Genomic DNA, 25430 nt, shown 5'->3' with positions numbered 1-25430 from the left:
TCATGCTCTATCTCCGGCAGGCGGCCGTCATGGCCGCGTCGCCTATGCAGTCCGGCGAAGGCACGGTGACGCCGATCGCCCTTACCGATTGTTCGATTGGCGCAGCGGCCGCAGCCGGCCTTGCTCTCGTCTGGGGCGCCTCGCCCGGCAGCGGCACGCGCGGGCCGATGGGTGCCGGCACCGCTGCGACGCCTTGAGCCGGTTGCGCGGTCGAGGCGCTGCGAGCGGCGGCGCGCGGCCGGGTGACAATGGCAGGCGCCGGCTCGTAGCCGATCGGCATCGGGCCGGCGCGATAACCGCCTTCGTCGGGATAGATCGGTGCGCCGGTGCGCCCGAGCGCCACGTCGGCGGGCGGCGGACTGCCGTAAGGGTTCCAGATCTCGCCGTCGAAGGTGCCGGTGACGGTGTAGCCATAGACGATGCCAAGCAGCTGGCGCTCGCTCGCTCTCGCATCGCAAAGGCGCAGGCGCAGCTGGATCATGCCGAAATTACGCGCCTGGGTATTGGCGTTGGTGCTCGAGCGGATCTGCTGCCAGGCATAGAGGCAGGTGTCGCCGGCACGACTTCGGCCGGAGGCATAGCCGAAAGGACCATAGGCGTTCTGCAGGAAGGTCGCCGAGGTCGCCATCGGCACGCCTGGGGCCGAACGGGCCACCTCGCGGGCAATACCGCTCTCGTTGATCATGCTGAAGCCGGCATTGCCGGCGCCGGGATTGGCTCCGGAACCGCCGAAGAACTGGACCTTCAGGGAATTCTGACCGGGCACGGAGGATGAGGTAAACAGCGAGATCGTCTGCTCGACGCCGTTGCCACGTTTGCGCTCGACGACGCTGACGATCGACGGGCCGCCCGGCGGCGGCAGGACCAGCGCCTTTTCAGGCGCCACGGTTTCCGGCGCGGAAGGCTGGCGCACACCGCCTGTCGATGTGCAGCCGGCCATCATGCCCCCCACGGCCACCAGCAATATCGTCTTTCGCAAGCGCATGTATCGAGCCGCCGCAATCGTCTTTCTAGAGATCCATTCGCAAGCCGAAACGCGACGGATCGTCGAATCAACGACCGGTTGGTCGTCCGTTCAGAATAAACGTCCAACATGGTTAGCGAAAAGTAAACAAGCGAGCTCTAACATCACCATCTTCACTCTTTTCGAACGCTGTTCAGACAGCTCAACCGTATGATGCAAAAATTAATTTAGTAACAACTTAAATGCTCTCCTTGCGTCTGTTACTGCTGTCGCGAAAAGCCCGCGGGGAACTATGCCGCATGGCCAGCGTTGCCTTGATGTCTCAGGTAGGAAAAGGAGAAATCCCATGCGCAAGACCATGCTGGCTGCGGCCGCCATGCTGACCATCAGTTCCGCCGCCTTCGCGCAGAGCAGCGTCATCGTCACCGATCCCGCACCGACCGGCTCCGCCGTATTGCCCGGCGAGGTGCGCACCTATGTGATGGAGCAGAACACGCCATCCGTCGTCTATGACGGCGATATAGCGGTCGGGGCGACGCTGCCCGATACCGTCGAAGTGCATACCGTGCCAAATATCGACGGCTATGGCTATACGGTCGTCAACGAGCGGCGCGTGATCGTCGAACCGAAGACGCATCGCATCATCCAGGTCTTGGAATAACGCTGACACAGAATTGCGGACGTGCGGCCGTATTCCGGCTTCACGTCCGCTCGTCTCCCACCCTCACCGCGACATTCAGAAGCTCGCGGATCTTATGAGCGAGCTGCTCCAGGCTGAAGGGCTTGGCAAGCAGGGAAACGCCGTGATCAAGCACGCCATTGTGGACGATGGCATTGCGGGTGTAACCCGTCGTGTAGAGGATCCGTATCGTCGGCCATTTTTCCTGGACGATATCGGCAAGCTGGCGTCCGCTCATCTGCGGCATGACGATATCGGTGAAGATCAGGTCGACTGCCGCATTCTGCTCCAGAAGCATAAGCGCCTCCATGCCGCTAGCGGCCTGCAACACGGTGTAACCGAGTTCATGCAGGCTTTCGGCAGTCATGGTGCGGACGTTCTCATCGTCCTCCACCACCAGGATCGTATCTTTGACGCTGCCCTGGGGAAGCGGCTGGGCGCCGGCGACGTTCAACCGGGCATCCGTCGCGCCGACATGACGGGGAAGATAGATCTTCAACGTCGTGCCCCTGTCGATCTCTGAATAGATCTTGATGTGGCCGCCGCTCTGCTTGATGTAGCCGTAGACTTGGCTGAGGCCGAGACCTGTGCCTTTGCCAGGCCCCTTGGTCGTGTAGAACGGGTCGAATGCGCGTTCGATCACCTCCGGCGACATGCCGGTGCCGGTGTCGGTGATGCTGATCATCACATATTGACCTGCTTCGACCTCCGAATGCATGCGCGAATATCGCTCGTCGAGTTCTGTATTGGCGGTCTCGATCGTCAGATTTCCACCGCCGGGCATGGCGTCGCGGGCATTGACGGCAAGGTTCAAGATGGCATTCTCGAGCTGGCTCAAATCGGCAAAGCTCGGCCAAAGGCCGCCGGCAAGCACCGTCTCGATCCGGATGTGCTCGCCGAGCGTGCGCCGCAGCAACTCGGACATGCCGCCGACCAGCTTGTTGAGGTCGATCACCTCCGGGGCGAGCGGCTGCTGGCGCGAGAAGGCGAGAAGACGCGCGGTCAGCACCGCCGCTCTCTGCGCACCATCTCTGGCATTCTGGATGGAATATAGCAGGCGAGGATCCTCGCTGCCGGTCAGGCGCCGTTGGGCGAGATCGAGGTTGCCGATGATGATTGCCAGCATGTTGTTGAAATCATGGGCGACACCGCCGGTCAGTTGGCCGATCGTTTCCATCTTCTGCAACTGGCGGACCTGCGCTTGAGCGGCGGCATTCTCCTCCATCTCGTGCCTGAGCTCGGCAGTGCGCTGGGCCACTGTCTGTTCGAGGCGCGTGTTGAAGCTGTTGAGCTCGCTGCGGAGGCGGCTCTGCCTGCCATGGGCAATGATGATCATCTCCATCAGGCCGACGGTAATCACCGCATTGATGAGATAGGTGGAAAGACCGACCCATTGGCCGGCGGTGGCTGGCCAGAAAACACCATACGGCTCGACGAAAAACTGCTGGACAATGAAACCGGCAACCAAGGTCGCGACAACGCCCGGCCCGGCGCCGCCTATGAAACTCGCGAGCAATATCGCCGGAAGAAAGCTCAGGAAGGGAAACCCGGAGAGAGTGTCGCTGGCGGCAAGCCTCAGAAGAAACGTCAGGCCAACAAAGGCAATGGCCAGCGGATATGTATAACCTGGCCTGTGACGCAGCCAATCCGTGGCACTCAGCAAATCCATTCGACACCCCTTCTTACAGCGCCGCGCGTCTTTTCGAGAGCGGCAAATGACGCTGTAACGCATTGAATTGATGCATAATTTTTTCCATAAATCGATTCCGATTTAAGGAATTATGCAGGAGCCGTTGCGGAGACGGCACTTCCAGCTTTTGCACATCGAATTTCAACCGGCAATATGCTGTTTCTCGCACTGCCGGCCATGACGTCTTGACGAGCCGTGCAAGCAGTCCACATAAATCTCCATGCCTAAAGCGCGTCGCGATCTTTCAGATTCGCTCCTCGCGCTTTAGGTCTTTGTTTTTACGCATGTCGTTATCGCAAAACCGCCGCGCACTTTTGCGCGACATGCTTTAGCAAGGGGGCAATGGGTGGACGGGATCATGAAAGACATATTCATCGTCGAAGACGACGCGCTGATTGCCATGCTGCTCGAGGACATGCTCGCCGATCTGGGCTACCGGGTCTGCGCGAGCGCACCCGATCTGGAACGGGCGCTGGCCACCGCCAGGGATACGGAGTTCGACGCTGCAATTCTCGACGTCTCGCTTGCCGGACAGAGTTCCCTGCCGGTCGCAAAGCTGCTCGACGAACGCGGAAAACCCTATCTCTATGCAACGGGATACGGCACGCCGCCTGATGGCAGCAGCCCAAGCACGCTGCCCGTGCTGCAAAAACCCTTCCAGCTCAGCGAACTCGAACAGGCAATGAAGCGGCTGACCGCAGCCTGACTTTCCTATTCAGCGCACCTGATCGAGCAGACGCTTGCATTCCAGGAGGTCGTAGAGCGCCTCTTGCAGCAACGCCCTGTCTTCCTTGCCAACGCTCGACTTGCCGATCGAGACTTCCTGCTCGTCGTCTCCGGCGACAAAATTGAAGAACCGGCGGGTGATCGGCGGCTTGGCGCGGCCGACGATCTGGTCTTCATCGGCCATGCCGACGCGCGGTTCTCCGGCACCCATGTCCTGCACGCCCGACGCAAGCGCCTCGACGCTGGCGAGGTCACCATGACCGACCGATATGACGAACTTGTTGCCGTTGGTCTTCAGAAGCTTCTGCACACCCTTGATCGTATAGCCATGATCATAGAGCAAATGGCGAATACCCTTGAGGAGATCCACATCCTCCGGCCGATAGTAGCGACGGCCGCCGCCGCGTTTCATCGGCTTTATCTGGGGAAAACGCGTCTCCCAGAAGCGCAGCACATGCTGCGGCAGATCAAGATCGTCTGCGACTTCGCTGATGGTGCGAAAGGCATCGGGGCTCTTGTCCAACGTCATACTGCTACGCGACCTCGCGGCTCGATCCTACGGCGACTCATCATATTTCAACGGTTTGGCGCCGACAATTCAAGTCATGTCTTGACGTTGCGCACAAGGATGGAGAGCGCGAGAGAGAAAAAAAGCCGTTTCCGAAACGGCAAGCCGATTATCAGGGAGCCGGATTCAGCGGCTTCAGCTTGATCTTGCGAGCGACATGCGATTTGAGGATGCGTGTCTTCAGCACGTTCGACGCCTTGAAGGTCATGACCCGGCGGGGGGAAATCGGAACCTCTTCGCCGGTCTTCGGGTTGCGGCCGATCCGCTCGTTCTTGTCGCGCACTTGGAAGGTGGCGAAGGAGGAAAGCTTGACGGTTTCGCCACGCACGATGGCGTTGCAGATCTCGTCGATGACGGTTTCCACAAGTTCGGCAGATTCGGTCCGCGAAAGCCCAACCTTTCGGAAAACGGATTCCGCCAGGTCTGCTCGCGTCACTGTTTTTCCGGTCATGGTTTCCCCGCCCATACAAATATTTTGTGAAATCGCACGAAGAGTATTTGTCTTGCGCCTTACGGTCAAGCTCTTGTTCGCCGCCAGTTTTTTAGGATTCGTGCCTACCAGCGCAGCAGAACCGCACCCCAGGTAAAACCGCCGCCCATCGCTTCGAGCATCACCAGGTCGCCCTTCTTGATGCGGCCGTCGCCGGCAGCGGTCGCAAGTGCCAACGGGATCGAGGCAGCCGATGTATTGCCGTGCAGGTCGACGGTGATGACGACCTTCGCGGCATCGATGTTCAGCTTCTTCGCCGAACCGTCGATGATGCGGCGATTGGCCTGGTGCGGTACCAGCCAGTCGAGGTCATCGGCTGTGGTGCCGGTCGAATCGAAAGCCGCCTGGATAACATCGGTGATCATGCCGACGGCGTATTTGAAGACCTCGCGGCCTTCCATGCGCAGTTTGCCGACAGTGCCCGTCGTCGACGGGCCGCCATCGACATAGAGCTTTTCCTTGTGCGAGCCGTCGGAACGCAGATGTGCGGTCAGCACACCACGATCGGCAACGGTACCCTCGCCTTCTGTCGCTTCGAGTATGATCGCGCCGGCGCCGTCGCCGAAAAGCACGCAGGTGGTGCGGTCGTTCCAGTCGAGAATGCGCGAAAAAGTTTCGGCGCCGATGACGAGAACGCGCTTTGCCAGCCCGCCGCGAATATAGGCATCCGCGGTCGTCACCGCATAGACGAAACCGGTGCAGACGGCCTGGACGTCGAAGGCGAAGCCGTGGCTCATGCCGAGCCGGTTCTGGATGTTGACCGACGTCGCCGGAAACGTGTTATCAGGCGTCGAGGTGGCACAGATGACAAGATCGATATCGGCAGGCGTCAGGCCGCCATTGGCAAGCGCTGCGCGCGCGGCGGCCTCGCCCAGCGACGCGGTCGTTTCGTCATCGCCGGCGACATAACGCTGGCGGATGCCGGTGCGCTGGACGATCCATTCGTCTGATGTGTCGACGATGGCCTCCATGTCACGATTGGTCATCACGCGCTTCGGAAGTGCGGCTCCGAACCCGCGAACCACTGAACGGATCATCTTTGATTGAACCCCATCGCTCATGCCGCTTCCGGGCCCATCGGGGGCAGCCGCTTGGCATGATATTTCTTAAGATCGTTTTCTATTTTCTGATTGAGGCCGTTCTTGGCCATGTCGTAGCCGACCTCGATGGCGGCTGCGATGCCTTCGGCGTTCGCCCCGCCATGGCTCTTGATGACGATGCCGTTCAGGCCGAGAAACACGCCGCCATTGACCTTGCTCGGATCGAGCTTTTCGCGAAGCATGTCGAAGGCGCTTTTGGCAAAGAGATAGCCGATGCGGGCGAGCAGCGTGCGCGACATGGCGGCACGCAGATATTCGCCGATCTGCTTGGCGGTGCCTTCGGCGGTCTTCAGCGCGATATTACCGGAAAATCCTTCGGTGACGACGACGTCGACCGTGCCCTTGCCAAGGTCGTTCCCCTCGACGAAGCCGGAATATTCGAGCGAAGCGATGTTCGCCTCGCGCAACAGCCGGCCCGCCTCCTTGACCTCCTCCTGGCCCTTCATCTCCTCGACGCCGACGTTGAGTAGGCCGACCGTCGGACGTTCGAGCTCGAAAAGCGCGCGCGCCATGGCGCCGCCCATCAGGGCAAAATCCATCAGCTGCTGCGCATCGGCGCCGATCGTCGCCCCGACATCGAGCACGATGCTCTCACCCTTCAGCGTCGGCCAGATCGCGGCGATCGCAGGACGCTCGATATTGGCCATGGTCCGCAGACAGAACTTCGCCATCGCCATCAGCGCGCCGGTATTGCCGGCCGAGACAGCGACATCGGCGTCACCCGTCTTCACCGCCGCGATCGAGCGCCACATGGTGGAGATGTAGCGGCCACGGCGCAGCGCCTGGCTCGGCTTCTCATCCATGGCGACAGCAAGCTCGCAGTCGTGAAAGATCGATTTTTCCCTCAGCTTCGGAAACTTGGCGAGAACCGGATCGCACTGTTCCTTGAGACCATAGAGAACGAAGGAAATATCCGGATGCCGATCCAACGCCTTGGCGGCGCCGGGGATGACAACCTGGGGACCAAAATCGCCACCCATGAGGTCGAGAGATATTCTGATCACGCGTCCCTGATCCTTCTTTTCGCCGAGGGCGAAATTTCGGCCAAAATACCGGTTTTGGCGTCGCTTACAACTGAATTGTGTCAAATGCCAGAGGGGCTTCAGTCCTTTTTCCAGTCCTTGAGGGCTGCGAAAGCGGAGGGCTTTTTATCGTCCTCGCCGCTGTCTTCGACATGGCCGGCGAATTCGATTCCCTGCTTGCGCGGATAGGGATCGATCGCCAGAGCGGCGAATTCGGCAACCACCTCGCCGGCGTCGATCGTATCGCCGACAAAGTTTTCGGGCAGATCAGGACCATCGGGATCGAGCAGCATCTCGCCGGCGTCATTGCCGGCCTGGCGGGCAAGCTTGGAGCCCTCCGGCACGAAGATCTGCTCGAAGCTCTCGTCGATGGCGGATTCGACCGGCTCCAGCGTCACGACGCAGGACTGGACGATCTTCGCCTGCACGCGGCCCTTGATGCGCACGCCGTCGCGCTTCCAGCGGGCAATCTGCAGATCGGCGCTGAGATCGTCGACGGAGACGACGTTCCAGGTCCGGGCCAACGCCTTCAGTTCGCTGGCGTCGGCCTCGACATGGACCTCGACGGGGTTGGCCGAGATATGGCCGACCTTGACTTGATAGGAGAAGGGAACATCGTCCCGATCATTCTGCATCGTTTCCTCCTTCAGGTGACCGGTGGGCAGGTGACCGATGGGCAGGCGACCGGCGGCAACGTTGCCGAACCGGTGGCGATTACCTCTTCGGCAACGGCGGACAGATGCGATTCTGCGGCCATCATCCATCCGGCGAGACCGGACATATCGGCCGGCGCCGCGGTTTCGGGGTAAATATTGCGCTGAAGGGCAAGAGCGAGGGCTTCGGCATCGCCCGTGTCCATCGCCTTCGAATAGGCTTCGAGCCGGCCGTAAAACATACCGGCGAGCTTCTTCATGCGCTTCGGCACGCTGTTGTCGCCGATGCCGAGTTCGCGGATCGAATAGTCGATATCCTGGAAGAAAGCGTCGACGATCTCCTGGGCGATTTCCTGGCCGCTGGTGGCGGAAGCACGGGTGCGGCGAAAAAACAGAATCATGGCGATCGACAGCATCTCGAAACGGCCCATGACCGTATCCGGCACATTGAGCCGCTCGTAGAGTTCCGGCATGCGCGCGGCCGCCGCCAACGCCGCATATTGCCTGTCGACGATCGCCTGATTGTTGTTTTTCTTGCGGAAGAGCCCGAGGATCATTGTTTTTTCCGGAAATGCCTCATTCTTCATGCCGGCTGGCGTCTGGCCTTGTTGCATGATTTCGAAAGCTGGTTTACCGAAGCAGGCGCGAATTGCAATGCCGATCATGGCCAGTTTCGGGACGACGCCTTCGATGCGTCAGCGAAGCGAATTCGGGACATTCGACCCGGAATGGCCACAATGGTTTTGCAGGAGGAAAGCGTGCAAGGCCCCAAATGGCTGCTATCGACACTCACAGGGAGTAGATGTCGTTGAAGAAACGGTATTTCAAGTCTGACATGAAATTCTTCAGCAGTGCGGCCATTGCCCTCATAATTGCCTCCACTACCGCTCTCTCCGGTTGCCAGACCAGCACCGTTCTCAACGGCGGCTACGTCGCCGACCAGCAGTCGCTGAACCTCGTTCCGGAAGGCTCCAGCCGCGAGCAGGTGCTGCTTTCGCTCGGCACCCCGTCGACGACGGCGACCTTCGACGGCGAAGTCTTCTATTACATCTCGCAGCGGCGCACGCGTGCGGTCGCCTTCCAGAAACTGAAGGTCGTCGATCAGAGCGTTCTGGCGATCTATTTCGACAAGGACGGCGTCGTCAGCCGCCGCGCCAACTACACGCTGCAGGACGGCAAGGTGTTCGACACGATCGGACGCGTCACGCCGACCGGCGGCAAGGAACTCACCTTCCTGCAACAGATGCTTTCCGGCGGCAGCGCCGCGAGTGCTGCCCGCAGCCTGTTCGGCGGTGGCGCCGGCGGCACGCCGCAGAACCCAAGCAGCCTGCGCTGATCGGACACGCCTGATATGAAAAAACCGCCGGATCGCTCCGGCGGTTTTTTGTTGATAACCCTCGTCTTTTACCCAGCATATTCAGGCCGAGATTGCCGACACCGGCCCCTCATCCGGCTGCCGCCACCTTCTCCCCGTAAACGGGGCGAAGGGGATAGCCGCAACCTATCGGTTCCTCGCTCACCTCTCGTAGAGCACGTCCCCTCTCCCCGTAAAACGGGGAGAGGGTTAGGGTGAGGGGCAACCATCCGCGATGCGGCATCAACCAGCGAGAACGGCCAGCAGCAGCAGCGCGACGATGTTGGTGATCTTGATCGCCGGGTTGACGGCGGGGCCGGCGGTATCCTTGTAGGGATCGCCGACGGTATCGCCGGTGACGGAGGCCTTGTGCGCATCCGAACCCTTCATGTGACGCACGCCGTCCTTGTCGACGAAACCATCTTCGAAGCTCTTCTTGGCATTGTCCCAGGCGCCACCGCCCGATGTCATCGAGATGGCAACGAAGAGGCCGTTGATGATGACGCCGAGCAGCGATGCGCCGAGGGCAGCAAAGGCGGAGGCCTTGGAGCCGGAGATGAGAAGCACGCCGAAATAGACGACGATCGGCGCCAGCACCGGCAGCAGCGACGGCACGATCATCTCGCGGATGGCGGCCTTGGTCAGAAGGTCGACCGCCCTGCCGTAATCCGGCTTTTCCGTGCCCTGCATGATGCCGGGCTTTTCCTTGAACTGACGACGCACTTCCTCGACGATCGCGCCGGCCGCACGGCCGACGGCGGTCATCGCGATGCCGCCGAAGAGATAGGGAATGAGACCTCCGAAGATCAATCCCGCCACCACGTAAGGGTTGGAAAGATCGAAGGAAATTTCGCCGATGCCGGCAAAATAAGGGAACTTGTCACCATTCGCCGCAAAATATTTGAGGTCGTAGGAGTAGGCTGCGAAGAGAACCAGGGCGCCGAGACCGGCGGAACCGATGGCGTAGCCCTTGGTGACGGCCTTGGTCGTATTGCCGACAGCATCGAGCGCATCGGTCGATTTGCGCACTTCCGGCGGCAGATGCGACATTTCGGCGATACCGCCGGCATTGTCCGTCACCGGTCCGAAGGCGTCGAGTGCGACGATCATTCCGGCGATGCCGAGCATGGCCGTGACCGCAATGCCGGTGCCGAACAGGCCGCCGAGCTGATAGGTGGCGAGAATGCCGCCAACGATGACGATCGCCGGCAGTGCCGTCGATTCCAGTGAAACCGCCAGGCCCTGGATGACGTTGGTGCCGTGACCGGTGACCGAGGCCTGGGCGATCGAGACGACCGGGCGCTTGCCCGTGCCGGTATAATATTCAGTGATCACGACGATCAGCGCGGTGACGACGAGGCCAATGATGCCGCAGAAGAAGAGGTTCGCGCCTGATATGTCGGCGCCTCCGACGGAGCCGATCGATCCCCAGCCGATAGTGAGCGAGGTGGCAGCGCCAAGCCCGACGATCGACAGCAGGCCGGTGACGATGAGGCCCTTGTAGAGCGCGCCCATGATCGAGCCATTCGAGCCGAGCTTGACGAAGAAGGTGCCGATGATCGAGGTGATGATGCAGGCGCCGCAGATTGCCAGCGGATAGACCATCGCAGACTGGAGGATCGGCGCGCCGGCAAAGAAGATCGCGGCTAGAACCATGGTGGCGACGACCGAGACCGCATAGGTTTCGAAAAGATCGGCAGCCATGCCGGCGCAGTCGCCGACATTGTCGCCGACGTTATCGGCGATCGTTGCCGGGTTGCGCGGATCGTCTTCGGGAATGCCGGCTTCCACCTTACCGACCAGATCGCCGCCGACATCGGCGCCCTTGGTGAAGATGCCGCCGCCGAGACGGGCGAAGATCGAGATCAGCGACGCGCCGAAGCCGAGCGCCACCAGCGCATCGATGACTTCGCGCGAGCCGCTCTCATGGCCGAGCCCGATGGTCAAGACCGTATAGTAGATGGAAACTCCAAGCAGCGCCAAGCCAGCCACCAGCATGCCGGTGATCGCACCCGACTTGAAGGCGATGTCGAGGCCGGCGGAAAGGCTGACGGAAGCTGCCTGAGCGGTGCGCACATTGGCGCGGACGGAGACGTGCATGCCGATGAAACCGGCAGCACCGGAAAGCACGGCGCCAATCAGGAAGCCGATCGCGGCCTCGGCGGAAAGAAGCAGCCAGGCTAAAATGAAAACAACGACCCCGACAATGGCAATGGTTCTGTACTGGCGCGTCAGATAGGCTTGCGCACCTTCGCGGATATAGCCCGCGATCTCCTGCATGCGGCTGTTGCCCTGATCGGCGGCAAGCACCGACCGGGTTGCCCAGGCGGCATAAACCACCGAGAGCAGACCGCATGCGATTACGCATAAAAGAATCGTCATTTCGCTCTTTCCTCCCATAGGCCGGAGCTCACTCCTCCTCCGGCAGATACGCCGCCGAATCGCCTTCCTCTCCACAGAAATGCCACAGCTAAGCGGTGCGGAGATTGCTTGGTCGATCACGTGGCGTCAAGACCGCCACGGGCGAAAACCATTGCGGTACGAAGAAAGACGTAGGGGGATTGTTTGGCGGCTAATGACTTATTTCTTCGCCTCGCCGCGAACCTGCTTTGCGATGCGGTCGAGCACGGCGTTGACGAGCTTCGGCTCGTCGTCATCGAAGAAGGCCTGGGCGATCTCGACATATTCGGTGACGATGACCGCCACCGGAACGTCCTTGCGGTCGGCGATCTCGAAAACGCCGGCGCGCAGGATGGCGCGTACGGTGCTGTCGAGGCGCGACAAGGCCCAATCATCCTGCAGGGCTGCGGCAATCAATGGATCGAGACGGACCTGATCGCGCACGACGCCGGAGACGATGGAACGGAACCAGGCGGCATCGGCCTTCAGATAAGTCGCGCCATCGATTTCCTGGCCAAGACGGTGCGCCTCGTATTCGGCGACAATTTCCAGAACGCCGGTGCCGCCGACATCCATCTGATACAGTGCCTGAACGGCAGCAAGGCGGGCAGCGCCCCGCTGGTTTGCAGTCTTGACCGGCCGTTCCGTCTTGTCGTCGTTCATTCGCTATGCACCCAGTTTCTGCTTCAGCTCGATCATGGTCAGAGCTGCACGAGCGGCAAATCCGCCCTTATCCTTTTCCGAGCGGCGCACGCGCGCCCAGGCCTGTTGGTCGTTTTCGACGGTCAGGATGCCATTGCCGATGGCAAGGGATTCGCTGACCGCGAGATCCATCAAGGCGCGCGAGGATTCGTTCGACACGATATCGAAGTGATAGGTCTCGCCGCGAATGACCATGCCGAGGGCGACATATCCGTCATAATGCGTTCCGCCATTGTCGTCTCCATCAAGCGACATGGCAATCGCCGCCGGAATTTCCAGTGCGCCGGGAACGGTGACGACCTCGAAGGTGGCGCCGGCCTCCGTCAATGCGAAGGTCGCGCCTTCGAGCAGGGCGTCGGCCATGTCGTCGTAGAAGCGGGCCTCAACGATCAAAATATGGGGAGCGGTCTCTCTCGGCATGGTTCACCTTCGGTTGGCGGGACATTTACCCACTCGGCAGCCCGCGGTCAAAACATGCCTTCGTCCGAATGGCAAGCAATTTCGCCGATGCCGCAATGGGAAAGAGGAAATATCTGCAAGGGGATAGCCTCGCCCTGTCTGCACAGCTGGGCAAGCCTCTGAAATCAGCCTTCCCGGACGCCCGGAAAGCGGCAATTCGAAGGCAGTTTTCATGAACAATTCTTAATGGATTTTCAGTGGCTTAACCCATTGAATCACGAATGGGAGAGTGCCAATTCGATGTCGTGACGCAGACGATCCCTGCAACGACAGTCGACCGTCAAAGCAGATGAAAGGATACCATCATGAACCGCGTTGTCACCATCACTATCGCTGCTGCCCTCTCTTCCATCGCGTTTGCCGGCGTCAGCCGGGCAGAAAGCCTTGGGATGAACACGGCCCAGGGCATCGAGCAGACACTCAGGACCTTCCACGGCAATGATTTCAATGTCGAGCAGGTCTACAACTGGCGCAATCACGACGACGAGACGACCGGTCCCCGCTCGGCGCCGGAGCGTTCCGGCCAAGCCGTTCACGGCATCCAGGCCTCGATCGACGCCAACAGGTCGCTGGCCCACCGGCTCAACACCGAAGGCGTCGACGTCCACAACATCGTCAACGCCGAGCAGGCAGCCGACGGAAGCTTGACCTTCTACGTCCGCTGACGCTCCAGCGCATACCCCCGAAAATCGGAACGATCTTCGGGGGTATGCGTGGGTTGAAGTGATCGAGCGTCCTTATCGCGTCCTATTCGACGCACGGCGCTCAAAGCATGGGCGGCGGTCTCCTCTCCGCCCATGCTGGGGATATCTTACATAAGCATTGAATTTTCCTGGGATGACGGCTTCTCTTGCCGAAACAGGAGGACGTCATGGCAATGGAATCGAAGGCGGTGATCAATACCGCCGATCTCAAGCTCGAGCACTGGACACAGGGCGAGCTCTATGAGAGCACCGACAAATCGTTCGGCGCGCTTCTCGGCCTGGCTGGTCTGGGCGTCAGCTACAACGAGGTACCGCCCGGCAAATCCGGCTGCCCCTTCCACAACCATCACGTCGAAGACGAGCTTTTCTATGTGATCGCCGGCACCGGCGAATACCGCTTCGGCGATGCACGCCATGCGATCAAGGCAGGCGACGTGCTCGGCGCGCCGGCGGGCGGGCCGGAAACGGCGCACCAGCTCATCAACACCGGCACGGCCACACTCGTCTATCTCGGCATCTCGACCATGGCGAAGACCGAGATCGTCGAATATCCCGATTCCGGAAAGTTCCTTGCCAAGACGAACTGGGACGGTACAGAAGCCAGGCGCTTCCGCCACGTCGGACGGCCGGAAGGCGACCTCGACTATTGGGACGGCGAGCCCGGCGCCTGAGGACGTGTTTTTGTCACAAGGACCCATCGTGATCGACATTCCGACCCTCGAAACGGCGCGGCTGACGCTTCGCCCTCACCGCCTCGATGATTTCGACGCGCATGCAGCGCTGTGGGCGGACGATAATGTCGTGCGCTTCATCACCGGCGTGCCGTCAACACGCGAGCAGAGCTGGAGCCGCATGCTGCGTGTCGCCGGTATGTGGCACCATATGGGCTTCGGCTTTCTGGCGATCGTGGAAAAGGACAGCGGCCGGTTCATCGGTGAAGCGGGCTTCCTCGAAGCCTGCCGCGAGATGGAACCCTCGATCGAGGGGACGATGGAGGTCGGCTGGGCGTTGATGCCTTCGGCGCACGGCCGCGGTTATGCCACCGAAGCGTTGACCGTCCTGATCGGCTGGGCGGAAACACATTTTCCCGAAAAACAAATGAGCTGCATCATCAGTCCCGAGAACCGGGCCTCGCTGCGGGTCGCAGCCAAGCTCGGCTTCCGGGAGACGGCGCGCACGCAGTACAACGGCGAGATCATTCAGTTTTCGCGTTAGGGAATTCCACCAAGCGGACAACATAGCGCGCGCCATTGCGCGCTTGCTGACATTTGCCGATATCGCCAACAGCAACAGCAAGTTTAAGCAAAAGGATATCGACGACCTCACCTTTCGGCACCCGACTTCATCCCCGGATGGGTCCGGACTTCGCACCTGCTACGCGCAAGGAACGCGCTTTAGAGTCGCTGACAAGAGGCAGAAACGCTTGGAATCCTGACGTCCGCCACCTTGACACAATTAAGCGTTGACGGGCGAGCCGCGTGGTAATTGCAGCCGGCAGAAACTCCCCATCCATAAGAGGCTGATCACAAATATGACCATTTTCATTGTTTGCCACAAGGATTTGCCGAGCTACCCTCCTCCCGAGGGCTCGAAAATCATATGGCTCAATTCTAAACCTCCTTTGGAAAACAAAGGAATGGATGTCATCGCCGGTTATGATTTTTTCAGCGAACCGGAGGAGCTTCACGCGAAATTGTCAGGATCGTTGGGAACGATCGTAATCGCGAAAGTCGTTTCCGAGGAATCAGCAAAGCCTCGCAACATTACTATCTGGCAGTATCGTAAATTTTTAACACGACTGAAAATCGGAACACCGAATCCCGAATATCCCGGAATGAATACAACGACTTCAGAGGAAGTAGGAATCACAAGACCGGAGAATCCGGCGCTTTTTACAGAAAGCTTCTTCTTACCTCGGCCGTTAAACCTCCATAACATTTCTCAACACTATGCTCGCTTCCACAATATTGTTGACTTCCTGAGATATACAGCGTTTTCGATCGAAGCAAACACTTTAACGCAAGCCGAAGCTTTGCATTTTTTTAATTCCAGCACTTTCGTTCCTGGAGGCATTGAACTCGGCACGTATCCGACGGACTGGTGGCTCGATACTTTTGTGCGCCTTGTGGCGCCGTCTTTTGAATTTGCGAAACGATATCAACCGTTTCAAGCCGAAGACCCCGTGCAGAAACGTGCGATCTCATTCTGCCAGGAGCGTCTGGGAAGCTATCTTCTCATCAAACGCATAGCCGAACTCTATGGCAATAGCTTACCTGGGTCCTTGTTCGGAGAAATAGCTACCGTATCGAATGATGGGGTCTATAAAAGCGGCGTATAAACCGAGGCGGCCCAATTCCAAACGTAACATCGCAACTCTTTGCGATACCGGCAGCAGAAGCGGCTGAGCCAATAAAGCTGGCTAGACAAAACTGACCACGGATAGCCGAGCTCCCACACCCCCTCAGGCTGATCAGCGAAAGTTCTGCGAACAGTGTGGCGCAAGCTTCACCTCAAATAATAGGCACCAAACAGGCTCGAGTTGCCGTTCTGCGGATTCCCATGCAGACGGCAGCCTTCGCGAAGGACAATACCTTGACGATCAATCAGCCCATTTCTTCTTTGCCGGCCGGTCTTCCTGATCTGGCGCTTCTCACGGAGAAGGCTGCCGGCACTGGATCCGTCATTATCTATCAGCCTTATCTCGATCCTTCGCAGCGCAGCCAGCTCAATGCGGCCGCCATGCCACTCGACATCTCGTTCAATACGCAGGCTACGACCCGCGAATATGAACTCTTCCTCACCCTGCATCAGCATCATGAGGCGATCGGCCTCGGTGACGACGTGTTTTGGGGGCTGCTCTCCAGCAAATTCGAGATGAAGTCGGTGACGAGCTTTCCGTCCTTTGTCACGGAGGCGGAGAAGTCTAGGGCAGAAGGTGCGGACGCCTATCTTTACAATCCGCTGATCGGCCACGCGGCGATCTACAGCAACGTCTGGGAACATTCACTGCTTGGCGGTCACCCCGGCATGGAACCGATCTTTCTGCATATTCAGGAGCTTGGCTACCCAATCGCGCCGCCGCAGGACAAGACCGCCTTCATGTTCTGCAACTATTTCTGCGGCAACCGGAAATTCTGGTCCGGGTATTTCGCCTTTTGCGAACGCATTCTCGAATCGCTGGAAAACCAAGCGTGCGCCGGCACGGCGGCGGGCGCCGCCTATGCCGGTTCGGCTCACTATTCACGTGATGCCAACGCGAAGATGCGCCCTTTCGTGATCGAACGTCTGCTCGGGCTTTATGTCCAGCATGCTGCCGCCGCCGGATTGAAGATCGCCGCCTTCGTGCCGGCGCCTGCCGATTTCGAATGGAAGTTCGGCGTCCGCCTCGGCCGGATGCTGCATGGTCTCTTTGCCGCCAAGGAAGCTTTTCTGCGGAGCCGTGACGAGGCTCTCCTGACCTCGTGGCAGCAAGGCCGCCAGCCGCTCATCAAGCAGCCGCACCTTATCTGGGGGGCTGATGATCCGCCCGGCTGGATGCCGCGCGGCCAATTTATCGGCGGCCGCGAATTGATGCGCGCCTATGCCCAGCAGGCGTCAGGCGCTTCCCCGGTACCGCGGCAGCCGGTGCGGACGGAAAGGCCCGCTATACCAGCCGCGCCGAAGATCGAGCAGCCGCTCGGCAACCTCTTGCAGCCCTTTGCCGGCGGATGGCAGGCACACAGGGACCGTCATTGCATCTGGATCGTGACGCCCGACAATTACACTCACAGCCACGCCTTCGACGAAGTCGCGCTTGGCCTGCAGGGGGCCTTCGAGGAACTCGGCGGCTCGGCTCCGATCACCCGGGACATGAACGCATTCGCTGACCGTGCGCCGATCATCTATGGCGGCAATCTTCTCCCCGCCGAAATCGTCAGCCATCTGCCGAAGGACAGCGTCGTCATCAATCTCGAGCAGGTGTCCGCAGAAAGCATCTGGATCAATTCGCGCTATACCTCGATCCTGAAGTCGCTTCCGGTTCTCGACTACAGCCCGCGCAACCGGGAAAATCTCGCCGCCAAGGGCATTGATCACGCCGGCGTGCTCGAAATCGGCTATAGCCGCTGCCTCAGTCAGATACAGCACGCCGCCGTCAAAGATATCGACGTGCTCTTCTACGGCTCGATGAACGAACGCCGCCACCATATTCTGAAGACGCTGAAGGATGGCGGGCTCAAGGTCGCGCACCTCTTCAACATCTATGGCGCGGAACGCGATGCGGCGATTGCCCGCGCCAAGATCGTGATCAACATCCATCATTATGCGAGCGGCGTCTTCGAGATCGTCCGCATTTCCTACCTGCTCGCCAATCGCGTTTGCGTGCTGACGGAAGGCGACATCGGCGATCCTGACCTCCAGCCCTTCATCGGCGGCTTGGCAATTGAGCCCTATGACGACATGATCGAGCGCTGCTACAAGCTGATTGCAGATGCCGACGAGCGCGATGCCATTGCCGCGACAGGCCTTGCGGCCATGCGGAGCCGGTCGCAGGCGGACATGCTGATGAGCGTCATGAAGGCGGGCGCCTGATGAAGGCCGCAGAAAAGGTACGTCATGCGCATTGAGACCGCGGCCATAGAGGGCATCGTTGCAATCACGCCGCCACGCTTCGGCGATCACCGCGGCTACTTCTCCGAGGTATTCAAGGATGCCTGGTTCCGGGAAAATGTGGCCGACGTCACGTTCATCCAGGACAATGAATCGCTTTCGGCACAGATCGGAACCGTCCGAGGGCTGCATTTCCAGATACCGCCCTTCGCACAGGGCAAGCTGGTGCGCTGCCTTGCCGGCCGGATCATGGATGTCGTCGTCGATATCCGCGAGGGATCACCGAGCTTCGGCAAATGGCTCTCTCAGGAACTCTCGCCGGAAACCGGCAAGCAGCTCTGGATACCGGCCGGTTTCGCACACGGATTCGCAACGATCGAGCCGAACAGCGTCATCAGCTACAAGGTAACCGCACCCTACAGCCCGCAGCATGATCGGGGCATCGCGTGGAACGATCCGATGATCGGCATTCGCTGGCCCTTCGATGAGAGAGACATGGTATCGTCCGACAAGGACAAGACGCTGCCGCGGCTCGCCGATCTGCCTGGCCATTTTTCCTATTCAACACAGCAACCCAAGGATTGATCGACGATGCGCATCCTGGTCACGGGCGGAGCGGGCTTCATCGGATCGGCATTGGTGCGTCATCTCGTCAGCGAGATCGGCGCCGAGGTGCTGAATGTCGACACGCTGACCTATGCCGGCAATCTGGCGTCACTGAAATCCGTCGACTCGGCACCGAACTATCAGTTTCTGCGCGCCGACATCTGCGACCGCGCCGGGATGCAGGAAGCATTCGCGTCCTTCCGCCCTGATATCGTCATGCATCTCGCGGCCGAGAGCCATGTCGACCGGTCGATCTTGGGCGCGGCCGATTTCATTCAGACCAACATCATAGGCACATTCAGCCTGCTGGATACCGCACGGCACTATTGGGATGGACTTGACGCTCGCCGCAAGAGCGCTTTCCGCTTTCTGCATGTCTCGACCGACGAGGTCTACGGCTCGCTCGGCGACGAGGGCCTGTTCGAGGAGACGACGCCTTACGATCCGTCCTCGCCCTACTCTGCCTCAAAGGCCGCGAGCGACCATCTGGCGATTGCCTGGCACCGAACCTACGGCCTGCCCGTCGTCGTCTCGAATTGCTCCAATAATTACGGCCCGTTCCATTTCCCCGAAAAGCTCATTCCGCTGATGATCCTGAACGCACTGGAAGGCAAGCCTCTTCCGGTTTACGGCAATGGCGCGAATGTCCGCGACTGGCTCTATGTCGAAGACCACGCCCGCGCGCTCTTCACGATCGCATCCAGAGGGCGCCCCGGTGAAAAATACAATGTGGGCGGCCGCAATGAGCGCAGGAACATCGATGTCGTTCATCGCATCTGCGCTATTCTCGACGGCGTCTACAGCGACAAGGGACCGCATGCGCGTCTGATCACCAACGTCACGGACCGCCCCGGACACGACGCACGCTATGCGATCGATGCCTCCAAACTCGAAAGCGAACTTGGCTGGAAGGCGCAAGAGACCTTCGAAACGGGGATCGAGAAGACCGTGCACTGGTACCTGGAAAACGAATGGTGGTGGAGGCCGTTGCGCGAAAACGTCTACTCCGGCGAACGCCTCGGCGTTTTCAAGGGACGATAAGCGATGCGCATTGCCGTCACCGGCAAACAGGGCCAGGTCGTTCAGTCGCTGCTCAGACGTGGCGCCGAAATGGGCGTCGAAATCAGCGCGGTCGGGCGCCCGGAAATAGACCTCGCGGATCCTGCAAGCATCGCAGCCGCCTTCTCGGCTCTGCGGCCGGATGTGATCGTCTCCGCCGCCGCCTATACGGCGGTCGACAAGGCCGAGAGCGAGGCCGAGCTTGCTTTTTCCGTCAACGCGGCGGGCGCCGGGGCGGTTGCCGAGGCTGCCGCCCGGATCGGGGCGCCGGTCATCCACATTTCGACCGACTACGTCTTCAGCGGCGACAAAGCCTCCGCCTATTCCGAAGAGGATGCGACGGCGCCGATCTCCGTCTATGGGCGTTCGAAGCTCGCGGGCGAGAAGGCCGTCGCGGCGGTGAACCCGAACCATGTCATCTTGCGCACCGCCTGGGTCTATTCGCCCTTTGGCACCAATTTCCTGAAAACGATGCTGCGGCTTTCCGAGACGCGCGATCATCTTCGCGTTGTCGCCGATCAGATAGGATGCCCGACCTCGGCACTCGACATCGCCGACGCGATTCTTGCGATCGCATCCCGTATCGTAGCGGACCCTGAGCCATCGCTCCGCGGCACGTTTCACCTGACCGGCGGCGGCGAAGCAAGCTGGGCGGACTTCGCCGAAGAGATATTCACGGAGCTTTCCAAATCCGCCGGCAGAAACGTCGGCGTCGAGCGCATCCCGACGGCGGACTATCCGACACCGGCGAAGCGTCCCGCCAATTCACGTCTCAACGGTGACAAGCTCGCCAGAACATATGGAATCCGGCTCCCGGAGTGGAAGCAGTCCATGACGGTCGTCATGCAAGACCTTTTGAATAAGGGTCTTTAAGGAGATGGCATGAAGGGAATTATTCTCGCCGGCGGCACGGGCACGCGTCTGCATCCGATCACGCAGGCCGTCTCGAAACAGTTGATGCCGGTCTACGACAAGCCGATGATCTACTATCCACTGACGACGCTCATGCTCGCAGGCATCAGGGAGTTGCTGATCATCACCACGCCTCACGACGTCGAAGCCTTCAAGCGCCTTCTCGGCGACGGCTCGCAATGGGGAATTTCGCTGACCTATGCCGTACAGCCGAGCCCGGACGGCCTCGCCCAGGCCTTCATCATCGGCGCCGACTTCGTGCACGGCGACAGCTCGGCACTCGTTCTCGGCGACAACATCTTCTACGGGCACGGACTGCCGGAAATCATGAAATCCGGCACGAGTCGGCGGGAAGGCGCGACCGTATTCGCCTATCACGTCACCGATCCGGAACGCTATGGCGTTGTCGGCTTTGACGAAAAGATGAATGCGCTGTCGATCGAGGAGAAGCCGAAGGAGCCAAAATCGAACTGGGCGGTGACCGGGCTCTATTTCTACGACCAGCAGGTGGTCGATATCGCCGCCAACCTGAAGCCGTCACCACGCGGTGAATTGGAAATCACCGACGTCAACCGCACCTATCTCGAGCGCGGCCAGCTTTTCGTGGAGCTGATGGGCCGGGGCTATGCCTGGCTCGACACCGGCACGCCGGACAGCCTGCACGATGCCGCAGGTTTTGTCAGCACGCTGGAGAAACGCCAGGGCTTCAAGATCGCCTGCCCCGAAGAAGTCGCATGGCGCATGGGTTACATCTCGCAGAACGACCTTGCCAAGCTCGCGGAGGAGCTCGGCAAGAGCGCCTACGGCCAGTATCTGACGAAGCTGTCCCCGGCTTGGTGAGCTATCGGGCCGGCGCCGCGTCGCAGACGTGCAGTTGGATGCGTCGACGAGCGCCTGATGATGTTCCGTGCCCAGCATGCCGGCCGTGATGTAACCCTGAAAACCGGTACAGGTTTGCGATTCAGGTGCTCGGGAATTCGGCCAGCCGGGCGGCGTAACGCGCCATGGTGTCGACTTCGAAATTGACGAAATCGCCGGCCCTGCGATCGCCCCAGGTGGTGACCTCGAGCGTGTGGCGGATGAGCAGCACGTCGAAATCCGTGCCGTCGACGGCATTGACCGTCAGCGAGGTGCCGTCGAGTGCGATCGAACCCTTGGGGGCGACGAATTTCGCCAGATGTTCGGGCGCGCGCAGGCGGTAGCGTGTGGCGTCGCCCTCTGCTGTCACCGAGAGAATTTCCGCCTTGCCGTCGACATGGCCGGAAACGATGTGACCGCCGAGTTCATCGCCGATCTTCAGCGACCGTTCGAGATTGATGCGGCTACCCTCCTGCCAGGTACCGATCGTCGTCAGCCGCAGCGCCTCTTCCCAGGCCTCGACCTCGAACCAGCGGCCGTTGCTGCCCTCCTGCGGCAGGCCGGTGACGGTGAGGCAGATGCCGGAGTGAGAGATGGATGCGCCCATATCGATGGTCGCCGGGTCGTAACTCGTCGCAACGCGGAGCTTGATGCCCTCCTTCAGCGGCGAAACGGATTCAATCGTACCGATATCGGTGACTATTCCGGTGAACATCAAAGCCCTCTTTCGTATTCGTCCAGGCGATCGTCGCCGAACATCAGCGTGCCCGTATGGGCAAAACCCGATGGTATGTCGGTTGCATCAAGCGGGGATTCAATACCGCGCTCGCCGATGACGACAGGCGCCTGATAAAGCTGGATGCGGTCGACGAGGCCAGCGTTGAGGAACAGCCGCGCGGTCTTTGCGCCGCCCTCGACCAGCAGCGAGGAAATACCGCGCGTCACAAGCGCCGGCAGCAGGACTTCCGGATGATAGGGATTGCAGTAGAGCACCTCGACGCCGGCGGCTTCGAGGGCTGCGCGGCGGGAGTCCATGTCTCTGGCGTCCGCGGGTGCGTTACCCCCCTCTGCCCTGCCGGGCATCTCCCCCATAAGGGGGGAGATCGGATCGGGGTTAGCCCCTTGCCCTGCGTCTTGCCTCAAGGCGAAACCATCACCATCGGAAACTAGGGAATTCGGATCGCGCCTCTTGCCGATCTCCCCACCTGTGGGGGAGATGCCCGGCAGGGCAGAGGGGGGTAAACCCTCCGCCTCCAACAACGACACTTCCTCGCTCGCCACTACGATGACCGGCACCTCACGCGCCGTCATGACGAGCTTGCTCGTCAGCGGCAATGCCAGAAAGGGATCAAGCACGATGCGGATCGGCGATTGCGATTCAAGACCTGATGCCCGCACCGTCAGCAGCGGATCATCCGCAATCGCGGTACCGATGCCGACGAGGATCGCATCGGTTTCGACGCGCAGCGCCTGCACCTGGGCGCGAGCCTCCGGGCCTGTTATCGCCACCTGCCCCTCCCCTTCGCGGCCGATCATGCCATCGGCGGAAACAGCAAGCTTGAGAGTCACATAGGGCCGGTTCTTCGACTGGCGAGTGAGATAGGCGGCAAGCGAGTGCCGGCCCTCGGCCTCCAGCACGCCGGTATCCACCTCTATGCCGGCTTCGCGCAGCATGGCGATGCCGCGGCCCGAGACCCGCGGATCGGGATCGGTGACGCTGATCACGACGCGGGCAACGCCATAGGCGATCAGCGCCTCGGAACAGGGCGGCGTCTTGCCGTGATGCGAGCAAGGTTCGAGCGTCACATAGGCAGTGGCGCCGCGGGCGAGCGCGCCGGCTTCAGCGAGTGCCTGCGTCTCGGCATGCGGGCGGCCACCGACAGCCGTCACCGCACGGCCGACGATGACGCCATCCTTGACGATCAGGCAGCCGACCGAAGGATTGGTGGCAGTGCGGCCAAGATGCCAGCGCGACAGGCGGATCGCCGCCGCCATGAAACGTTCGTCATGCGGCGTGATGCTCATGGCTCACCTGTCCAGCGGGTCGCGGGCGATCTTGGCGTTGATTTCGGAAATGACCTTCTCGAAATCCTCGGCAAGCGAGAAATCCCGGTAGACGGAGGCATAGCGCACGAAGCCGACATCATCGAGGCTCTTCATGGCTTCCAGCACCTGCAGGCCGATCTGCTCGGACGAAATCTCGGTCTCGCCGGAGCTTTCAAGCCGGCGGACGATGCCGGAAACGGCGCGCTCGATGCGATCACGCTCGACCGGGCGCTTACGCAACGCCACTTCGAAGGAGCGCACCAGCTTATCGCGGTCGAAGGGCACCTTGCGGCCGGTCTTCTTGATGACCATCAGCTCGCGCAGTTGCACACGCTCGAACGTGGTGAAGCGGCCGCCGCAATCCGGACAGATACGCCGCCGGCGGATGGACGTGTTGTCCTCCGCCGGGCGCGAATCCTTGACCTGAGTATCTTCCGAACCGCAATAGGGGCAGCGCATCCCTACTCCTTATCCCATGTAGCCGTACATGGGGAAGCGGTCGGTGAGGCTGACCACCTTGCCGCGCACGGCGGCTTCGACCGCGGCGTTGCCTTCATCGGAATTGGCGACCTTCAGACCGTCGAGAACCTCGACGATCAGATTGCCGATCTCGCGGAATTCCGCTTCCTTGAAGCCGCGGGTCGTGCCGGCCGGTGCGCCTAAGCGCACGCCCGAGGTGACGAAGGGCTTTTCCGGATCGAAGGGAATGCCGTTCTTGTTGCAGGTGACGTAGGCGCGGCCAAGCGCTGCCTCGGCGCGCTTGCCGGTGGCGTTCTTCTTGCGCAGGTCGACCAGCATCAGATGATTATCGGTGCCGCCGGAGACGACGTCGAGGCCGCCCGATATCAGCGTTTCGGCAAGCGCCTTAGCGTTCTTGACCACCTGGGCGGCATAATCCTTGAATTCCGGCTGCAGCGCCTCGCCGAATGCGACAGCCTTGGCGGCGATGATGTGCATCAGCGGGCCGCCCTGCAGACCCGGGAAGACGGCCGAATTGAACTTCTTCGCCAGATCCTCGTCATTCGTCAGGATGACGCCGCCGCGCGGGCCGCGCAACGACTTGTGGGTCGTCGTCGTCGCGACATGGCAATGCGGGAACGGCGACGGATGAACGCCACCGGCGACAAGGCCGGCGATGTGGGCCATGTCAACCATGAGGTAGGCGCCAACCGAATCGGCGATCTCGCGGAAGCGCTTCCAGTCCCAGATGCGGGAATAGGCAGTGCCGCCGGCGATGATGAGCTTCGGCTTGGTTTCCTCGGCCTTGCGGGCGACTTCATCCATGTCGAGCAGGTTGTCGCCTTCGCGCACGCCGTAGGAGACGACGTTGAACCACTTGCCGGACATGTTGACCGGCGAACCGTGCGTGAGATGGCCGCCCGAATTCAGGTCGAGACCCATGAAGGTGTCACCCGGCTGCAGCAGCGCGAGGAACACGGCCTGGTTCATCTGTGAACCGGAATTCGGCTGGACGTTGGCGAAATTGACACCGAACAGCTTCTTGGCGCGCTCGATCGCCAGCTCCTCGGCGATATCGACGAACTGGCAGCCGCCGTAATAACGCTTGCCGGGATAACCCTCGGCATATTTGTTGGTCATGATGGAGCCCTGGGCTTCCAGCACGGCGCGGGAGACGATGTTCTCAGAAGCAATCAGTTCGATCTCGTGCCGTTGGCGACCGAGTTCCTTTCCGATCGCGCCGAAAATGTCCGGATCGACGTCCGCAAGCGAGCGATTGAAGAAGGATTCGGTGGAAGCATTGGTCATCGGCGGGCTCCTCAACTGGAATGCGCTGAGGTATTAGCCTTCCGCCGTGGCGAGAGCAATACGGAGAACGACATTTGCTGAGCA

The 25430-nt window shown here is 60.5% G+C and carries 26 protein-coding genes and 1 pseudogene; 12 read left to right on the top strand and 15 right to left on the bottom strand.

Annotation, left to right across the window (positions count from 1 at the left end):
- Positions 1 to 7: 7 nt before the first annotated feature.
- The gene (gene bcsN / locus V8P77_RS23365) at positions 8 to 985 is read right to left on the bottom strand and encodes a cellulose biosynthesis protein BcsN (protein WP_335914466.1); all 978 of its coding nucleotides are present in this window, start codon (positions 983 to 985) and stop codon (positions 8 to 10) included.
- Positions 986 to 1310: 325 nt separating this feature from the next.
- On the opposite strand from bcsN, the gene V8P77_RS23360 reads away from it, so the two are divergent.
- Positions 1311 to 1625 carry a DUF1236 domain-containing protein gene (locus tag V8P77_RS23360; protein ID WP_335914465.1) on the top strand — a complete coding sequence of 105 codons (315 nt, stop codon included), beginning with the start codon at positions 1311 to 1313 and terminating at the stop codon, positions 1623 to 1625.
- Positions 1626 to 1665: 40 nt separating this feature from the next.
- On the opposite strand, the gene V8P77_RS23355 is transcribed toward V8P77_RS23360, so the two are convergent.
- Positions 1666 to 3312 carry an ATP-binding protein gene (locus tag V8P77_RS23355; protein WP_335914464.1) on the bottom strand — a complete coding sequence of 549 codons (1647 nt, stop codon included), beginning with the start codon at positions 3310 to 3312 and terminating at the stop codon, positions 1666 to 1668.
- Between the two features lie 379 nt (positions 3313 to 3691).
- Here V8P77_RS23355 and V8P77_RS23350 point away from each other — a divergent pair, with 379 nt between their 5' ends.
- Positions 3692 to 4039 carry a response regulator gene (locus V8P77_RS23350; protein WP_335914463.1) on the top strand — a complete coding sequence of 116 codons (348 nt, stop codon included), beginning with the start codon at positions 3692 to 3694 and terminating at the stop codon, positions 4037 to 4039.
- Between the two features lie 9 nt (positions 4040 to 4048).
- On the opposite strand, the gene V8P77_RS23345 is transcribed toward V8P77_RS23350, so the two are convergent.
- The 6 genes from V8P77_RS23345 to V8P77_RS23320 form a co-directional block, all read right to left on the bottom strand.
- Positions 4049 to 4588, bottom strand: coding sequence for a MerR family transcriptional regulator (locus V8P77_RS23345; RefSeq protein ID WP_020049428.1), 540 nt, complete (start codon positions 4586 to 4588; stop codon positions 4049 to 4051).
- Positions 4589 to 4739: 151 nt separating this feature from the next.
- A complete protein-coding gene (locus tag V8P77_RS23340; RefSeq protein WP_003547228.1) occupies positions 4740 to 5078 on the bottom strand; it encodes an integration host factor subunit alpha in 339 nt (112 codons plus the stop codon).
- 104 nt (positions 5079 to 5182) lie between these two features.
- Positions 5183 to 6154 carry a beta-ketoacyl-ACP synthase III gene (locus tag V8P77_RS23335; protein WP_011651317.1) on the bottom strand — a complete coding sequence of 324 codons (972 nt, stop codon included), beginning with the start codon at positions 6152 to 6154 and terminating at the stop codon, positions 5183 to 5185.
- 20 nt (positions 6155 to 6174) lie between these two features.
- Positions 6175 to 7221: a phosphate acyltransferase PlsX gene (plsX, locus tag V8P77_RS23330; RefSeq protein ID WP_335914462.1), complete on the bottom strand. Its 1047-nt coding sequence runs from the start codon at positions 7219 to 7221 to the stop codon at positions 6175 to 6177.
- Between the two features lie 98 nt (positions 7222 to 7319).
- The gene (locus V8P77_RS23325; RefSeq protein WP_335914461.1) at positions 7320 to 7874 is read right to left on the bottom strand and encodes a YceD family protein; all 555 of its coding nucleotides are present in this window, start codon (positions 7872 to 7874) and stop codon (positions 7320 to 7322) included.
- Positions 7875 to 7885: 11 nt separating this feature from the next.
- Positions 7886 to 8557 carry a ubiquinol-cytochrome C chaperone family protein gene (locus tag V8P77_RS23320; protein ID WP_335914460.1) on the bottom strand — a complete coding sequence of 224 codons (672 nt, stop codon included), beginning with the start codon at positions 8555 to 8557 and terminating at the stop codon, positions 7886 to 7888.
- Between the two features lie 137 nt (positions 8558 to 8694).
- On the opposite strand from V8P77_RS23320, the gene V8P77_RS23315 reads away from it, so the two are divergent.
- On the top strand, positions 8695 to 9228 hold the full coding sequence (locus V8P77_RS23315) for an outer membrane protein assembly factor BamE (protein WP_171600921.1): 534 nt from the start codon (positions 8695 to 8697) through the stop codon (positions 9226 to 9228).
- A gap of 261 nt (positions 9229 to 9489) precedes the next feature.
- Here the strand turns inward: V8P77_RS23315 and V8P77_RS23310 are convergent, their stop codons facing one another.
- The 3 genes from V8P77_RS23310 to ribH all read right to left on the bottom strand — a co-directional run bounded on the left by V8P77_RS23310 (position 9490) and on the right by ribH (position 12768).
- Positions 9490 to 11628, bottom strand: a complete 2139-nt coding sequence (locus V8P77_RS23310; RefSeq protein ID WP_131640359.1) for a sodium-translocating pyrophosphatase — start codon at positions 11626 to 11628, stop codon at positions 9490 to 9492.
- Between the two features lie 198 nt (positions 11629 to 11826).
- Positions 11827 to 12309 carry a transcription antitermination factor NusB gene (gene nusB / locus V8P77_RS23305; RefSeq protein WP_335914459.1) on the bottom strand — a complete coding sequence of 161 codons (483 nt, stop codon included), beginning with the start codon at positions 12307 to 12309 and terminating at the stop codon, positions 11827 to 11829.
- Between the two features lie 3 nt (positions 12310 to 12312).
- Positions 12313 to 12768 carry a 6,7-dimethyl-8-ribityllumazine synthase gene (gene ribH, locus V8P77_RS23300; protein ID WP_335914458.1) on the bottom strand — a complete coding sequence of 152 codons (456 nt, stop codon included), beginning with the start codon at positions 12766 to 12768 and terminating at the stop codon, positions 12313 to 12315.
- A gap of 344 nt (positions 12769 to 13112) precedes the next feature.
- On the opposite strand from ribH, the gene V8P77_RS23295 reads away from it, so the two are divergent.
- The 9 genes and pseudogenes from V8P77_RS23295 to rfbA all read left to right on the top strand — a co-directional run bounded on the left by V8P77_RS23295 (position 13113) and on the right by rfbA (position 21515).
- Positions 13113 to 13472 carry a hypothetical protein gene (locus V8P77_RS23295; protein ID WP_335914457.1) on the top strand — a complete coding sequence of 120 codons (360 nt, stop codon included), beginning with the start codon at positions 13113 to 13115 and terminating at the stop codon, positions 13470 to 13472.
- A 206-nt stretch (positions 13473 to 13678) separates the two neighbouring features.
- Positions 13679 to 14182: a cupin domain-containing protein gene (locus V8P77_RS23290; protein WP_335914456.1), complete on the top strand. Its 504-nt coding sequence runs from the start codon at positions 13679 to 13681 to the stop codon at positions 14180 to 14182.
- 28 nt (positions 14183 to 14210) lie between these two features.
- Complete coding sequence (locus V8P77_RS23285; protein WP_335914547.1) at positions 14211 to 14726, top strand: GNAT family N-acetyltransferase; 516 nt, start codon at positions 14211 to 14213, stop codon at positions 14724 to 14726.
- A 316-nt stretch (positions 14727 to 15042) separates the two neighbouring features.
- The gene (locus V8P77_RS23280) at positions 15043 to 15849 is read left to right on the top strand and encodes a hypothetical protein (protein WP_335914455.1); all 807 of its coding nucleotides are present in this window, start codon (positions 15043 to 15045) and stop codon (positions 15847 to 15849) included.
- A gap of 254 nt (positions 15850 to 16103) precedes the next feature.
- Positions 16104 to 18115: pseudogene (locus tag V8P77_RS23275) on the top strand (CgeB family protein).
- Positions 18105 to 18683: a dTDP-4-dehydrorhamnose 3,5-epimerase gene (rfbC, locus tag V8P77_RS23270; RefSeq protein ID WP_335914454.1), complete on the top strand. Its 579-nt coding sequence runs from the start codon at positions 18105 to 18107 to the stop codon at positions 18681 to 18683. Before V8P77_RS23275 ends, rfbC begins: the two are co-directional and overlap by 11 nt.
- A gap of 6 nt (positions 18684 to 18689) precedes the next feature.
- On the top strand, positions 18690 to 19745 hold the full coding sequence (rfbB, locus tag V8P77_RS23265) for a dTDP-glucose 4,6-dehydratase (RefSeq protein WP_335914453.1): 1056 nt from the start codon (positions 18690 to 18692) through the stop codon (positions 19743 to 19745).
- A gap of 3 nt (positions 19746 to 19748) precedes the next feature.
- A complete protein-coding gene (gene rfbD / locus V8P77_RS23260; RefSeq protein WP_335914452.1) occupies positions 19749 to 20636 on the top strand; it encodes a dTDP-4-dehydrorhamnose reductase in 888 nt (295 codons plus the stop codon).
- 9 nt (positions 20637 to 20645) lie between these two features.
- The gene (gene rfbA, locus V8P77_RS23255; protein ID WP_335914451.1) at positions 20646 to 21515 is read left to right on the top strand and encodes a glucose-1-phosphate thymidylyltransferase RfbA; all 870 of its coding nucleotides are present in this window, start codon (positions 20646 to 20648) and stop codon (positions 21513 to 21515) included.
- A gap of 121 nt (positions 21516 to 21636) precedes the next feature.
- Here rfbA and V8P77_RS23250 read toward each other — a convergent pair whose 3' ends face one another.
- From V8P77_RS23250 to glyA, 4 genes are read right to left on the bottom strand one after another with little or no spacing between them, the layout of a single operon-like run.
- Complete coding sequence (locus tag V8P77_RS23250) at positions 21637 to 22248, bottom strand: riboflavin synthase (RefSeq protein WP_335914450.1); 612 nt, start codon at positions 22246 to 22248, stop codon at positions 21637 to 21639.
- On the bottom strand, positions 22248 to 23558 hold the full coding sequence (gene ribD, locus V8P77_RS23245; protein ID WP_335914449.1) for a bifunctional diaminohydroxyphosphoribosylaminopyrimidine deaminase/5-amino-6-(5-phosphoribosylamino)uracil reductase RibD: 1311 nt from the start codon (positions 23556 to 23558) through the stop codon (positions 22248 to 22250). Before ribD ends, V8P77_RS23250 begins: the two co-directional genes overlap by 1 nt.
- Before the next feature lie 3 nt (positions 23559 to 23561).
- Complete coding sequence (gene nrdR, locus V8P77_RS23240; protein ID WP_003547190.1) at positions 23562 to 24038, bottom strand: transcriptional regulator NrdR; 477 nt, start codon at positions 24036 to 24038, stop codon at positions 23562 to 23564.
- Between the two features lie 9 nt (positions 24039 to 24047).
- On the bottom strand, positions 24048 to 25346 hold the full coding sequence (glyA, locus tag V8P77_RS23235; RefSeq protein ID WP_011651299.1) for a serine hydroxymethyltransferase: 1299 nt from the start codon (positions 25344 to 25346) through the stop codon (positions 24048 to 24050).
- Positions 25347 to 25430 lie beyond the last annotated feature (84 nt).

Source organism: Rhizobium aouanii, assembly GCF_037002925.1.
GTDB lineage: Bacteria > Pseudomonadota > Alphaproteobacteria > Rhizobiales > Rhizobiaceae > Rhizobium > Rhizobium aouanii.
This window is presented reverse-complemented; position numbering and strand designations above follow the sequence as displayed.